This window comes from Pseudomonas sp. 2(2015) (genome assembly GCF_000955865.1).
In the GTDB taxonomy this organism is placed as follows: domain Bacteria; phylum Pseudomonadota; class Gammaproteobacteria; order Pseudomonadales; family Pseudomonadaceae; genus Aquipseudomonas.
Genome location: NZ_JYOF01000011.1, coordinates 59,091 through 74,265, shown reverse-complemented (window position 1 = coordinate 74,265; position 15,175 = coordinate 59,091). Strand labels below are relative to the sequence as shown.

General features: G+C 62.2%; 8 protein-coding genes. 4 read left to right on the top strand and 4 right to left on the bottom strand.

The annotated features are described in order from the left end of the window. Positions 1 to 144: 144 nt before the first annotated feature. Both metH and UB48_RS15495 read left to right on the top strand, forming a co-directional pair. On the top strand, positions 145 to 3,852 hold the full coding sequence (metH, locus tag UB48_RS15500; RefSeq protein WP_045198589.1) for a methionine synthase: 3,708 nt from the start codon (positions 145 to 147) through the stop codon (positions 3,850 to 3,852). A gap of 119 nt (positions 3,853 to 3,971) precedes the next feature. Beyond that, a complete protein-coding gene (locus tag UB48_RS15495) occupies positions 3,972 to 4,190 on the top strand; it encodes a DUF2970 domain-containing protein (protein ID WP_010223692.1) in 219 nt (72 codons plus the stop codon). 261 nt (positions 4,191 to 4,451) lie between these two features. On the opposite strand, the gene UB48_RS15490 is transcribed toward UB48_RS15495, so the two are convergent. Continuing rightward, entirely contained in the window at positions 4,452 to 5,534 is a 1,083-nt protein-coding gene (locus UB48_RS15490) for an ABC transporter substrate-binding protein (protein WP_045198586.1), read from the bottom strand. A gap of 217 nt (positions 5,535 to 5,751) precedes the next feature. Here UB48_RS15490 and UB48_RS15485 point away from each other — a divergent pair, with 217 nt between their 5' ends. Both UB48_RS15485 and UB48_RS15480 read left to right on the top strand, forming a co-directional pair. Continuing rightward, complete coding sequence (locus tag UB48_RS15485) at positions 5,752 to 7,404, top strand: nitrite/sulfite reductase (protein WP_045198584.1); 1,653 nt, start codon at positions 5,752 to 5,754, stop codon at positions 7,402 to 7,404. Then, entirely contained in the window at positions 7,388 to 7,882 is a 495-nt protein-coding gene (locus UB48_RS15480) for a DUF934 domain-containing protein (protein ID WP_045198582.1), read from the top strand. Before UB48_RS15485 ends, UB48_RS15480 begins: the two co-directional genes overlap by 17 nt. 39 nt (positions 7,883 to 7,921) lie before the next feature. Here UB48_RS15480 and UB48_RS15475 read toward each other — a convergent pair whose 3' ends face one another. The 3 genes from UB48_RS15475 to sohB form a co-directional block, all read right to left on the bottom strand. Next, a complete protein-coding gene (locus UB48_RS15475) occupies positions 7,922 to 8,875 on the bottom strand; it encodes a tRNA (adenine-N1)-methyltransferase (RefSeq protein WP_275559899.1) in 954 nt (317 codons plus the stop codon). 233 nt (positions 8,876 to 9,108) lie between these two features. Beyond that, complete coding sequence (locus tag UB48_RS15470) at positions 9,109 to 14,004, bottom strand: NEL-type E3 ubiquitin ligase domain-containing protein (RefSeq protein ID WP_045198578.1); 4,896 nt, start codon at positions 14,002 to 14,004, stop codon at positions 9,109 to 9,111. Positions 14,005 to 14,096: 92 nt separating this feature from the next. Beyond that, positions 14,097 to 15,116, bottom strand: a complete 1,020-nt coding sequence (gene sohB / locus UB48_RS15465; protein ID WP_045198575.1) for a protease SohB — start codon at positions 15,114 to 15,116, stop codon at positions 14,097 to 14,099. Positions 15,117 to 15,175: the final 59 nt, after the last annotated feature.

Genomic DNA, 15,175 nt, shown 5'->3' with positions numbered 1-15,175 from the left:
CTGGGTATTGATAGCTTCACGATTCTACCGGTGCTGGCGGCGTGCCAACATGAATGAAATTCATGTAAATCTTCAACACGTCTAAAAACCGCGCAGCTTTGTTATTATTCCGCAACTTTTGTTTTTGCCCGACCAGGTAGTCCTATGTCTGACCGCAGCGCTCGTTTCCAAGCACTTCAGCAAGCACTCAAAGAGCGCATCCTGATTCTCGATGGCGGCATGGGTACTATGATCCAAAGCTACCGCCTCGAGGAACACGACTATCGTGGCACGCGCTTCGCCGATTGGCCAAGCGATGTCAAAGGCAACAACGACCTGTTGCTGCTGTCGCGCCCCGACGTCATCGCCGCCATCGAGAAGGCCTACCTGGACGCCGGCGCCGACATTCTCGAAACCAACACCTTCAACGCCACGCAGATTTCCCAGGCCGACTACGGCATGGAGTCGCTGGCCTATGAGCTTAACCTCGAAGGCGCACGCATCGCCCGTCAGGTCGCCGATGCCAAGACCCTCGAGACCCCGGACAAACCGCGCTTCGTTGCCGGCGTGCTCGGCCCCACCAGCCGCACCTGCTCGATTTCCCCCGACGTCAACGACCCGGGCTATCGCAACGTCACCTTTGACCTGCTGGTAGAAAACTACCTTGAGGCGACCCGCGGCCTGATCGCTGGCGGCGCCGACCTGATCCTGATCGAGACCATCTTCGACACCCTCAACGCCAAGGCGGCGATCTTCGCCGTGCAGCAGGTGTTCGAGGAAGACGGCGTCCAATTGCCGATCATGATCTCCGGGACCATCACCGATGCTTCCGGCCGTACCCTGTCGGGGCAGACCACCGAAGCGTTCTGGAACTCGGTGCGCCATGCCAACCCGATCTCGGTGGGCCTGAACTGCGCCCTCGGTGCCAAGGACCTGCGCCCCTACCTCGAAGAGCTGTCGAGCAAAGCCGGCACCCATGTCTCGGCGCACCCCAACGCCGGCCTGCCGAACGCCTTCGGTGAGTACGACGAAACCCCGGCCGAAATGGCCGTGGTGGTCGAAGAGTTCGCCGCCAGCGGCTTCTTGAACATCATCGGCGGCTGCTGCGGTACCACCCCGGGGCATATCCAGGCGATTGCCGAGGCGGTCGCCAAGTACCCGCCACGGGCCATTCCCGACATCCCCAAGGCCTGCCGGCTGTCGGGCCTTGAGCCGTTCACCATCGACCGCAACTCGTTGTTCGTCAACGTCGGTGAGCGCACCAACATCACCGGTTCCGCCAAGTTCGCCCGCCTGATCCGCGAAGAGAACTACACCGAAGCGCTGGAAGTCGCCCTGCAGCAGGTCGAGGCCGGCGCCCAGGTGATCGACATCAACATGGACGAAGGGATGCTCGACTCCCAGGCGGCCATGGTCAAGTTCCTCAACCTGATCGCCGGTGAGCCGGACATTTCCCGCGTACCGATCATGATCGACTCCTCCAAGTGGGAAGTGATCGAAGCCGGCCTCAAGTGCATCCAGGGCAAGGGCATCGTCAACTCGATCTCGATGAAGGAAGGCGTCGAGGCCTTCAAGCATCACGCCAAGCTGTGCAAGCGCTACGGCGCCGCCGTGGTGGTGATGGCCTTCGACGAGGTCGGCCAGGCCGACACCGCCGCGCGCAAGCGCGAGATCTGCCAGCGCAGCTACGACATCCTGGTCAATGAAGTGGGCTTTCCGGCCGAAGACATCATCTTCGACCCGAACATCTTCGCCGTTGCCACCGGCATCGAGGAGCACAACAACTACGCCGTCGACTTCATCGAAGCCTGCGCCTATATCCGCGACCACCTGCCCTACGCCCTGAGCTCGGGCGGTGTTTCCAACGTGTCGTTCTCGTTCCGTGGCAACAACCCGGTGCGCGAGGCGATCCACTCGGTGTTCCTCTACCACGCGATCCAGAACGGCCTGACCATGGGTATCGTCAACGCCGGCCAGCTGGAGATCTACGATGAGATCCCGCCGGCGCTGCGCGAGCGGGTCGAGGACGTGGTGCTCAACCGCACCCCGGAAGGCACCGACGCCCTGCTGGCGATCGCCGACGACTACAAGGGCGGCGGCGCGGTCAAGGAAGTCGAGAACGAGGAATGGCGCTCGCTGCCGGTTGGCAAGCGCCTGGAACATGCGCTGGTCAAGGGCATCACCGCCTTTATCGTGGAAGACACCGAAGAGTGCCGCCAGCAGTGCGCGCGCCCGATCGAGGTGATCGAAGGCCCGCTGATGAGCGGCATGAACGTGGTCGGCGACCTGTTCGGCGCCGGCAAGATGTTCCTGCCCCAGGTGGTCAAGTCGGCGCGGGTAATGAAGCAGGCGGTAGCGCACCTGATTCCCTTCATTGAACTGGAAAAAGGCGACAAGCCCGAAGCCAAGGGCAAGATCCTCATGGCCACGGTCAAGGGCGACGTGCACGACATCGGCAAGAACATCGTCGGCGTGGTGCTCGGTTGCAACGGCTATGACATCGTCGACCTCGGCGTCATGGTCCCGGCCGAGAAGATCCTGCAGACCGCCCGCGAGCAGAAGTGCGACATCATCGGTCTGTCGGGCTTGATCACCCCGTCGCTGGACGAGATGGTCCATGTTGCCCGCGAAATGCAGCGCCAGGACTTCCACCTGCCGCTGATGATCGGCGGCGCGACCACCTCGAAGGCCCACACGGCGGTGAAGATCGAGCCCAAGTACAGCAACGACGCGGTGATCTACGTCACCGACGCCTCACGCGCGGTGGGCGTCGCCACCCAGTTGCTGTCCAAGGAACTCAAGCCAGGCTTCGTCGAGAAGACCCGCCTGGACTACATCGAGGTGCGCGAGCGCACCGCCAACCGCAGCGCCCGCACCGAGCGCCTGAGCTACGAGCAGTCGATCGCCGCCAAGCCCAAGTATGACTGGGCCGGTTACCAGCCGGTGGTGCCGAGCTTCACCGGCGTCAAGGTACTGGAGAACATCGACCTCAAGGTACTGGCCGAGTACATCGACTGGACGCCGTTCTTCATCTCCTGGGACCTGGCCGGCAAGTACCCGCGCATCCTCACTGACGAAGTGGTCGGCGAAGCCGCGACCGCGCTGTTCAAGGATGCCCAGGAAATGCTCGCCAAGCTGATCGACGAAAAGCTGATCAGCGCCCGCGCGGTGTTCGGTTTCTGGCCGGCCAACCAGGTCAACCATGACGACATCGAAGTCTATGGCGCCGATGGTCAGCCACTGGCGCAGCTGCACCACCTGCGCCAGCAGACCATCAAGCCGGACAACAAGCCGAACTTCTCCCTGGCCGACTTCGTCGCACCTAAAGACACCGGCATCACCGATTACGTCGGCGGTTTCATCACCACCGCTGGCATCGGCGCCGAGGAAGTGGCCAAGGCGTACCAGGACAAGGGCGACGACTACAACTCGATCATGGTCAAAGCCCTCGCCGACCGCCTGGCCGAGGCCTGCGCCGAATGGCTGCACGAACAGGTGCGCAAGGACTACTGGGGTTACGCCAAGGACGAGCACCTGGACAACGAGGCGCTGATCAAGGAGCAGTACTCGGGTATCCGCCCTGCCCCGGGCTACCCGGCCTGCCCGGACCACACCGAGAAGGAAACCCTGTTCCGCCTGCTCGACGGCACCGCCATCGGCGAAACCGGGCCCAGCGGCGTGTTCCTCACCGAGCACTTCGCCATGTTCCCGGCGGCGGCGGTCAGCGGCTGGTATTTCGCCCACCCGCAGGCGCAGTACTTTGCCGTCGGCAAGGTCGACAAGGACCAGGTGCAGAGCTACACCGCGCGCAAAGGCCAGGAACTGAGCGTGAGCGAGCGCTGGCTGGCGCCTAACCTTGGTTATGACAACTGAAGCTGCAAGCTTCAAGCTACAAGCTGCAAGAAGGCGCATCAGCCTCTTGTAGCTTGAGGCTCATAGCTTGCAGCTTCCGTCTACACTGAGAGGGGATGCCTTTTAACCAGGAGCCCCTCATGGACGAACCCGCCCAAGGCAAACCCCCGACCTTCTGGCAGATGCTGCAAAGCATCCTGGCAGCGGCCTTCGGGGTGCAAAGCGGCAAGAACCGCGCCCGCGACTTCAACCACGGCAAGGCCAGCCACTTCATCGCGCTGGGCACCGTGTTCACCTTGCTGTTCATTCTGGTATTGATCGGGCTGGTGCAACTGGCCATGCACCTGACCGCCCGCTGAAATGCAGTCCGCCCGCAGATGTCCATTCTGCGGGCGGTTCACTGTTACCCATCGGGTGATGTCACTGGTGGCTGACCCAGTACACGGCGGTCACTACCACGAGGATGATCAGACAGAGTATCGCCCAGGCATCGACACTGCTGTCAGGCTTACCCGCTTTGGTCGAATTTCCCATTGCATCGCCTCTTGTAGTGTTTATGGGAATGCATGTCACCCGTAGCAGTTAAGTTCAGCAATGGCCATTGCTCAAGCAGGGGTATTTCAATATTCGACCGGGGCGTTGAGAAACGGGTAGCGGTAATCCGGCGCATGGCCCTGAGCGCTGAAACGGTTGAAATCCAGGCCGTAGTCGGCTTGATCCTGCAGGTTCAGCCAGCGCCGGGCCCGTTGCGGGTCGATCATCTGCAGCACCGGCACCTGGTAATCGCGCCGGCCATCTCGGTCGATTGGCAGTTTCAGCGCATCATCGTGCAGTAACACCATGGCCCAGCCGCCGAGGGAAAAGTGTCCGCCCATGAGCACGCTCAGGCGCCCGTCGATGCGCGCCTGCAACGCCGCCGGCGAGCTGTTGACGGCGCTCAGCAGCACATCCTTGCCCGGCACGCGCCCGGCTTCCTCCAGCGCCTGCATGGCGCCAAAGGCCATTTCGTCGTTGGCCGACCACACCAGCTCGACCTTCGGGTAGCGCTGCAACAGCTGCCGGGCCTGTTCGTAGGCACGCTCGCGGCCCCAGCCGCCATACACCACCTGGCGCAGGCGTACCTCGGGGTGCTCGGCCAGGGCGCGGCGCATGCCCTGCTCGCGCAACTGCGAGGCCGGGGTGGTCTTGAGCCCGGAAAACGCCAGCAGCTCCAGCGGCCGGGTCACCCCCGGGCGGGCACGCAGGGCAATCAGGGTTTTGAGCATCTGGTAGCCGGCCTGCTCGTCATTGCCGACCAGGGTGGCGAGCAAGGGCGGGTATTTGTCCGGGTGGCTGGCAATCAGCTCGACCTGATTCGGTGTCAGGCCGTTATTGACCAGGAACAGCTTTACCCCGCTGTCGCGGGACAGGCGGATGATCTCCGGAGCAATGTACTGCTCGTTCACCAGCACCAGGTAATCGGGACGCTGGCGGCCTTCGAGCACTTCACGGGCCTGGGTCAGCGCCAGCTCCGGCCGGCGCTCGCTGTACTGGATACGCAACTGCAGGCCAAGATCGTCGGCGGCAGCCTGCATGAAACGCGAATAACTGACCCAGAAAGTCTCGTTGGAATAGCCCGGATTGAGAAACACCACTGAAGCCGCCTGCGCGCCGGCCACCAGTGGCAGGCTCAGGCAAAGGCTTTGGCACAAGGCCTTGAGCATGCGTTGACGCTCCCGCTATTCAAACCGCCAATTATAACCGTCCGTAGTGGCACATTGGACAAATGCCAGTCAGTCTCACTTAGTCCAAATGGTTCTTTTCATATGCAAAAACTTCACTTTTGCGCATAAACGCAAACTGCTATCTTTCCTCGGCTCCGCATCGGAGTGCGCGGCCGTGCGCGCGATTAGCTGCAAGCAGCTTGAGAACAGGACCCCTATGTACGTATACGACGAGTACGATCAGCGGATCATCGAGGACCGCGTCAAGCAGTTCCGGGATCAGACCCGCCGCTACCTGGCCGGTGAACTGAGCGAAGAAGAGTTCCGCCCCCTGCGCCTGCAAAATGGCCTCTATATCCAACGTTTTGCCCCGATGTTGCGGGTCGCCGTGCCTTATGGCCAGCTGACCTCGCGCCAGACACGGATGCTGGCGAAGATCGCGCGCGACTACGACAAGGGCTACGCCCACATCAGCACCCGGCAGAACGTGCAGTACAACTGGCCAGCCCTGGAAGACATCCCCGAGATTCTGGCCGAGCTTGCCACCGTGCAGATGCACGCGATCCAGACCAGCGGCAACTGCCTGCGCAACGTCACCACCGACCAGTTCGCCGGTGTCGCTGCCGATGAAGTGATCGACCCGCGCCCCTGGTGCGAGATCGTCCGCCAGTGGACCACCTTCCACCCAGAATTCGCCTACCTGCCGCGCAAGTTCAAGATCGCCATCAACGGCTCGAGCAGCGACCGCGCGGCCATCGAAGTGCACGATATCGGCCTGGAGCCTGTGTACAACGCAGCCGGCGAGCTGGGCTTTCGCGTACTGGTCGGTGGCGGCCTGGGCCGTACCCCGGTGGTCGGCGCCTTCATCAACGAGTTCCTGCCCTGGCAGGACCTGCTCAGTTACCTGGACGCGATCCTGCGGGTGTACAACCGCTACGGCCGTCGCGACAACAAGTACAAGGCGCGGATCAAGATCCTGGTCAAGGCGCTCACCCCTGAAGTGTTCGCCGAAAAGGTCGAGGCCGAAATGGCCCACCTGCGCGGCGGCAGCACCACCCTGACCGAAGCCGAAGTGCACCGCGTGGCCAAGCACTTTGTCGACCCGGACTACAAGGCGCTGGACAACCTCGACTTCAGCGAGCTCGAACAGCAGCACCCAGGCTTTGCCCGCTGGCGCGCGCGCAACGTGCTGGCGCACAAGCGCCCTGGCTACGTCGCCGTGACCCTGTCGCTCAAGCCTACCGGCGTCGCCCCCGGCGACCTCACCGACAAGCAACTGGATAGCGTGGCCGACCTGGCCGAGCGCTACAGCTTCGGCCAGCTGCGCACCTCCCACGAGCAGAACATCATTCTTGCCGACGTCGAGCAGAGCCAGTTGCATGCCCTGTGGCTGGAGCTGCGCGAAAACGGCTTGGCCACGCCGAACATCGGCCTGCTGACCGACATCATCTGCTGCCCGGGCGGTGACTTCTGCTCGCTGGCCAACGCCAAGTCGATCCCGATCGCCGAGTCCATCCAGCGCCGTTTCGACGACCTCGACTACCTGTTCGACATCGGTGAGCTGGACCTGAACATCTCCGGTTGCATGAACGCCTGCGGTCACCACCACGTCGGCCATATCGGCATCCTCGGGGTGGACAAGAAAGGCGAAGAGTTCTACCAGGTCTCCCTGGGGGGCAGCGCCAGCCGCGACGCCAGCCTGGGCAAGATCCTCGGCCCTTCCTTTGCCCAGGACGACATGCCGGATGTGATCGAGAAGCTGATCGACGTCTACGTTGAAAAACGCACCGAAGACGAGCGCTTCATCGACACCTACCAACGTATTGGCATCGACCCATTCAAGGAACGCGTCTATGCAGCGAATCATTAAGAACAACCAGATCGTCGACGAAACCTGGCACCTGCTGCCCAAGGACTTCAACATCGACGAGGTGACCAACTGCGACGACTACATCGTGCCGCTGCAGCTGTGGCGTGAACACGGCCATATGCTCAAGGCCCGCGACGGCGGCCTGGGCGTCTGGCTCGACGCCGACGAAGAAGCCGAAGAAATCGGCGAAGTGGCCAACCAGTTCCAGGTCATTGCCCTGAACTTCCCGGCCTTCACCGACGGGCGCAACTACTCCAACGCGCGCCTGCTGCGTGACCGCTACAAGTTCACCGGCGAGCTGCGCGCCATTGGCGACGTGCTGCGCGACCAGTTGTTCTACATGAAGCGTTGCGGCTTCGATGCTTTTGCCCTGCGTGCCGACAAGGACCCGGTCGAAGCGCTGAAGAGCCTGCAGGACTTCTCGGTGACCTACCAGGCCGCCACTGACGAACCGCAACCGCTGTTCCGTCGTCGCTGAATGCATCGCGGGGCAAGCCGGTTTGCCCCGCGGTCAATCTCAAGTACCTGGATCATCCTGCGCCAAAGCCGTGCCCTCTGCCGCACTTCTCGCGGCCCGACGTAGCTTGCGGCCTGACGTGGGGCGCTTCGTCGACTCAAGGGCGAGCCAGGCATCCAGGTCTTCATCGGCAAAGGTTTTTTTCTGAACCCGGGGTGACAACGGCCCTGCCGCGTCGGCAAAGCGCCGGGTCATGAGTAAAAAGCCGGTGTGGGCGATCATCCGGTGCTCGGGACGCACCGCCAGCCCTTCAAGATGCCATTCACGAACCATCGACTCCCAGGCTTGGGGCTCAGTGAAGCGCCCGTCTGCGCGAATCGCTTCAGCCGTACGTGACAGCTGGGTCACGGTGGCGACATAGCTGATCCATACACCACCGGGTACCAGCACCTGGGCGACCGCATCAAGACACTCCCAGGGCGCCAGCATATCGAGTACCACACGATCGATACTGCCCGGTGCTTCGTGCTTGAGCACCTGTTCCTGCAAATCACCCAAGGTAATCCGACAGGCGGGGTGTGCCTGCCCGAAAAGGCTCTGGACATTGCCGCGAGCGATATCGGCGAATTCCTCGCGACGCTCGATCGAGTGCAGGTAGCCGTGATCGCCCACCGCACGCAGCAAGGAAATAGACAGCGCCCCCGAACCCACGCCAGCCTCAACCACCCGCGCACCGGGAAAAATATCGGCCATGGTCACGATCTGGCCGGCGTCCTTGGGGTAGACCACCGCCGCACCGCGGGGCATGGATTGGACAAAGTTGCTCAGCAGCGGCCTGAAGACGTGATACTGCTGGCCTTGGCTGCCGGTGACCCGCAAGCCATCCGGACACCCGATGATCTGGTCATGATCAAGATAGCCTTTATGGGTGTGAAATTGACCACCCGGCGCCAGGCAGATGACATTCAGACGCCCACGCTCATCACTGAGCTGGACACGCTCCCCTGCACGCAACGGGCCACGTCGCTGGGACGACCCTACCGCTACCTGAGGTGCGGCTTGGGCCGATGGCGAGCAAATACTATTCAAAAGGCGTACTCCTCCAGGCTCTTGGAACAAATCCGTGTGTCGGGACTGGAGTCGAACCAGGGCAGAGTGTTACGCAGCCGGCATGTATCACGCCAGCGCTTGTGTAATAGCATGTGTAAGAGCGGCTCCCGCACCCGGCCAGGCACGGGAGCCGGCAGTTAGAGATGGGTAACCTGATCCGGCACGCTGTTCCAGATATCCGTGGTCAGTGTCTCGATCAGATTGCGCTCAACCTCTTTTATCCTTTCAAGGTAGGCTTTGCTTCTTTCATTATATTCCTGGGATGAAATCGTGACTGAGTCTAGGTCCAACTGATCCTGCAGCTCATGAATCGGTTTTTTGGCCTCATCGAAACGGGATTTATAATTTTCATTGAGAAACTCGACCCAGAAGTCCCGACTCGAGAGCTCAGCCTTCAGGAACTCTGGCGTTTCCCTCTCAAGCACCTCGTTTTCGGCGGCGACTAGCTGCGCCTGCGTCACATTGGCTAGGCGCCCGAACAGCATGCTTTGCGGCTGCCCCGGCAGGTCCAGGTGTTCGGCCAGACCGATGCGATACGCCAAACGCACCTCCACATCGTCAACTTCAAGCCCTTGCGCCCGTCTTGCATCAATATCACGCAAGGCAATCCGTTCCACCGCGTCAAGTCGACTCAAGCGACGAGCCAGATCGACCAGCGCGTATTCGGCGCCGACCACTGTCCCGGCTTGCTTCGCTTGTCCCACCAGCACCAGCACCTCAAACTGGCTGAACACCAGAATGACACCGTCGCCGCAGGTATCCGGGCCATTGGCAAAGTTGAACAACGAAGCGCGGACCTTTTCATCGCTTTTGGCAGCAGCGAGCACGTTCAGCACACGCTCGCGCAACCCGGTGAAGTCGTCGCGATAATCAGCGGTTTCGGGTAAATCGTTGAGCACACGGAAAAACTCGCCACTTCCCGCCATGTCAGCCAGATCGCTCCAATGGCCTTTGATTTGCTCCGCTCTGGCCGCGTCGACGCCGATCAACCAGCGCGCTACAGGTGATTCAGGTGTTACAAGGTGCGGCCCGCGCAGGTTCTGCACTACCTGGAAACTCACGCCAGTGCGCTGGTGGTAAGTTTCCAGCCGCTCAAGGCTGAATTGATCCAGCAAATTGCCATGCAGGTGGGTGATGCGATTGATTCTCACAACCTGCGGCGAGCTCTGCAATACCGCATCGGGTATATGGCGAATCTCGTTGTTGCGCAGGTCCAGCATGGTCAGGTGCTCAAGCCCGAACACGCCCTCAGGCCAGGTGCTGATTCCGGTACTCCTCAATGACAGGTTGAGCAGCCCCGGCATTGTTCCGACAACAGGTGGCTCGCGCAGCGGGTTGTCATCCAGAAACAGCAGTTTCAGTTGCGTGAGCCGCCCAAGCACCGCCTGGGTCGCCTCGGTCATCTCCAGGTTGTTGTTGCGTACTTTTAGCCGGGTCAGGCCCTGCAGTTCGCCGATTGCCTCGTCCAGCCCAGCCAGGCGGTTGCCGTTGAGATCGAGCCAGCGCAGCCTGGTGAAAACCTGCAGAAAGCTTGCCGGCACTGATCGCAGGCCCATTGCCGAGAGAACCAGGTCGCCAATGTGACTGAAGTCCGCCGTCAACGCTGGCAGGGTGCCCAGACGCCAGTTGCTCAAGTCCAGACGGTAGCCGATAAAGCGTCCGTCACCGGCGTGGGCACGGGCCGTTTCCCGGCGCCAGGCCTTTTTGATTTGTTCAGCCACCATGCGCAGCGGCCGGGCATTCGGTGGGAGCACCCAACCATCATCCCCGACGTCGTGTATCTGCTCGACCCATTGATTAAGGGTTTGCGTCAACTGCTGGTATTCCTCCCGACGCCGCTCCAGCGCCTGGGCCCGCTCAACCTCTGTCGCGCCCAGTTCCTGAAGCAAACGTTCTGCCTCTTGCGGCTCCAGGATCGGATAAAGGCTGCGGACCTGGCTCAACAGGCTAGCGTCGAATCGGTTGCCCACCGCCCCACGGCCGCTGAGCGGATAGCCCAGGCGCCCGTCGGCCAGGCGCATCGGCGTGCGTAGCCAGGGGCGTACTGGCTGCTGGCCGAGCAAGCGTGAAGCGCGAAGCCGGTCTGCCGAGGCCAACGCCGCCAGCGTCGCCTGCAAGCGATCCCGCTCGCCAATCTGCAGCCCCAGTGACTGGCGTTCACTGTCCGGCAGTGCCCGCAGCAGCGCCCCGGCCATATCGTCGTTGACGGTCAGTTCGTTGCCGTGCGCATCGAAGGCGCTGTAACGCTGGTCTTTGCGCAGCAGGGTCTTGAGTTCGCCGCTCGGCTCGCCAACCGACGCCAGCAGCTCGCCATCGAACGTTTCGGCACGCACTTGCAGGTGAACCCGGGCGCTCCAGCCGGGCAGTTGATCGAGCAGGCGCAGCATCAGCAGGTCACCGTCCAGGCTGGCCAAACGCGGTTGGTAGATACCCTCGAGCGCACGGTTCAAGCGCACCTGGCGCTGGTACAGCCGGGCCTCCTCGGCCAGGCGCAGGGGCACCCGGGCAGCGGCTTGCTGTAGCGTGCCCAGTTCGCCCGGGGTGGCATGGTTGAGCAGTTCTTCAGCGGCCTGCAGGGGCAGCAAGGGAAAGTCCCGTTGCAGCAGACGCACCTCTGCCTGCGCCTGCTGGGCAGGCGTCGCATAGATGCTTTCGAATATCGCCGAGCGCCTGAGCTGCGCCTGCGCTGCCAATGCGTTACGCAGTGCCTGAAGGCGATCAGCAGGTTGCACATGGGCACCTAGCAGACGCTTAATGGACTGTTCATCGAAGCGCTGCAGTATGGCTTCGGGCAACTGGTTGGCGTAGAGCTCACTCATCAGCACCTTGAACGTTGGCCTATCAGGCCAGCGGGCCAGGCCGTACACCGTCGAGTCGCCCCATAACTCGGGGCCGCGAAACACTTCGATCGGCAGGTTCAGCCAGTTGGGCAGTTCGGTGGCCAGTACCACGGCAAAGTCCCGGCCCACGCCGCCCGGCGAGCCGCTGCGCAGGTTGCCGACCCAGGTTTCGAGCTGGCGGTCCAGGCGCAAACGCTGCAGGGTATCGGCCAGCAACGGCGGCAGTGGTTGCTGCGTGGCGTAAATGGCGCGCAAGACATCATCGCTAACCCCGCTGATATCGGCCGCCTGCAGCCGCTCGGCGTCGCTGAGCCCCTCAGCGGCATGCCCCAGTCGCTGCAACAACTGCAGGCGGCTCCAGCCCAGTGGCTGCTCGCCGATCACCCGCCAGTTGCCCTGGCCATTGTGTTCAAGCACAGGCCGGTAAGCCGATGGGTCTGCCGGGTGGAGGATGCTCCACTGCCCGGTTTCGGTTGTCGCCACGGCGAAAGTATCGTTACCCAGGCGGATGTAGCGCTTGCCCTCGACCAGGTAGTGACCGTTACTGTCGGGTTCGATCCCTTGCAGGTCGATGTCCTGGGTGTAGTCACCCAGCGCAGGCTGCCACAAGCGCAATTGACCATCGGGCAGCCTGACCTTGACCAGGCGATTGATCGCCTCGCTGGCCGCAACCGGCTCGAGGGCCCTGCCGGCAAGGCCCAGCCCGGCGATGAAGGCAACATTGAGGCCGACCGATTCAAGGTGCGTCCAGGCCTCGGCCAGCTCGCCAGCCTCCCAGGCGTGGGCACCTTCGACCACCTCGCCGATCAGTTGCGCCGCCGCCACGGCGGCCATCACCGCCCCGAGCGAGGGGACAAAAAACGCTGCGGCATTGAGCAGGTTGAAACCGATCGACTCCCAATAAGCCAGGCGCTCGCGCCAGGCCTGGTCATCGGCGTCGGCGCTGGGCACGGCCAGGGCCCGCGCCTCATCCTTGATCTTCTGCAGGTGACGGTCCTGCAGGTAGCCAAACAGTTCCTGGTCGATGAAGGTCTCGCGCACATGCAGGTTGGCGTCCGGGTTCGGCCGCCGCCAGTGCAGGCCGTCGCCATCATTGACCAGGTGATACAGCGCCTCCTCCAGCCGCTTCAATACATGTTGCTGCGATTGGTGGGCAACATAGCCGCGCAACAGCGACTGGTACGCGGGTTTGCGCAGCAGGACCTTCAGGTCATCGGTGGCGGCCTTGACCGAGGGGTACTCCTTGAGCACCGCGCCCGGCGCCCCTGGCAGGTAGAGGATCACCGGCTCGACGCGATTGTCGTTGCGCTCAGGCCCGATCACCAACACATCGGACAGCGGCGCTTCGAACATGCTCAGTTGGCTGCAACGCACGGGCTTACCATTCCAGCGCGGCGCCCGTACGCCACTCAACAGATCGAGCAAGGCCTGACGTCCCCGCTCGCTGATCTGTTTTTTCATGAAGGCGACCTGCAGGTTCACCCTTAACTGATCCTTGTACAGCTCGATTGCCAGGCTACGACGCAGGGCGCTGCTGGCCGGTGTCTCGAACACTTCGCTCAGGTGCCGCTGGTATTGCCCGCCCAGGTCCAGGTCATGGCATACGCGGGCAAACGCCTGGGGTTCGATCTCGAGCTTTTGCGTGTAGCGATAGCGAAAACGCGGGTAGCCCTGCTCGGTCCCCGGTATCAGTTCAAGAAAGAAAGCGTCCTTGGGCGCCAGCGCAGTGCCGGCTTCAAACTCGCTGTCGGCGGCAAAGTTCTGCAATGCCGCCTGCATCAGGCTCTGGCGGCGCGGGACAGTCCTGAGCATTGACCCCAGCAGCACTGATTCACGCTCGATGCGCACGAACTCATCGAAGTCGATATCAGGCTCGGCCCCAAGGTCGGCTTTGAGCCGGGCTTTGAGCAGGGGTTCGCAAAACGCGCCGATGCCTTTGAGGTCTTTCAGTTCACGGGCCAGGCGCTGGCCGCAGTGGCGACTGCGCAACTGATAATCGACGAGTTGTTGCTTTTCCGCTGTGCTGGCGCTGGCAAACCATTCTTCCTGCTCACGGCCGTGTTGCTCGGCTAGCAGGTGGGCGCCCATCCGGTCGAAGTCGTCGGGCCTGGCATGCCTGACCCAGGTGGGCAGGCGTTGCGAAACGAACGGGCCATGCAGGCCGGGAACGGATACTGAAGAGGGGGTGGTCATGGCAAGTCTCCTGTTGGCTTGAATGCCTAGGAGACCTGCCGGCAGCACCGCCAGGGTGCTAATTAATGCTTGGGCGTTGCAAAGCTAGGCGGTTACCACAGCCGGCCACTGAGACGGCTCCAGAGCTTGACCGCCAGGTGCTCGAGCGAACCGCTGGCTGCCAGGCCCACACGCTCCTGCAGGCTTTTACGCTCGGCAAAGTGCAACTGATACAGGTTGGCCTCGCGGGCGCGCTGGCTCAGGTACTCGTCGCTGGTCATCAACTGGTCGACCAGTTGCTTGTTCAGCGCGGCAACGCCGAGCCAGACCTCACCGGTGGCAACATCATCAATGTGCAGCTGCGGGCGGTAGCGCGAGACGAAGTCCTTGAACAACTGGTGGGTGATGTCCAGGTCTTCCTGGAACTTCTCCCGGCCTTTTTCGGTGTTCTCGCCGAACACGGTCACGGTGCGTTTGTATTCACCGGCGGTAAATACCTCGAAGTCGACGTCGTGCTTTTTCAGCAGGCGGTTGACGTTGGGCAACTGCGCCACCACGCCGATCGAACCAAGGATGGCAAAGGGTGCGCTGACGATCTTGTCGCCGATGCAGGCCATCATGTAGCCACCGCTGGCGGCGACCTTGTCGATGCACACGGTCAATGGCACGCCAGCCTGGCGAATACGCGCCAGTTGCGAGGCCGCCAGGCCATAGCTATGGACCATCCCACCACCGCTTTCAAGGCGCAGCACCACCTCGTCCTGGGCCGTGGCCAGGCTCAGCACCGCGCTGATTTCATGGCGCAGGCTCTCGGTGGCCGAGGCCTTGATGTCGCCGTCGAAGTCGAGGACGAACACCCGGCTTTTTTCCTCGGGCTTTTTCTTCAGTTGTTTTTCGGCCTTGGCCTGCTGCTTGCGCAGGGCTTTTAGCTGGGCCTTGTCCAGCAAGCTGCTTTCCAGGCGCTCACGCAAGTCCTTGTAGAACTCATTGAGCTTGTTGACCTGCAACTGGCCGCCGCCCTTACGCCGGCCCTTGCCGCGCAAACCGGCAATCGCCGAGAGGACAATCAGAATCGCGATCACCAGGGTCGCGGTCTTGGCGAGAAAGCTTGCGTACTCTGCAAGAAACTCCACAGTAACTCCTTAACATGCCTGCGCCCGTGCGGCGCGAACCGATAGTCAAGCATACCGAG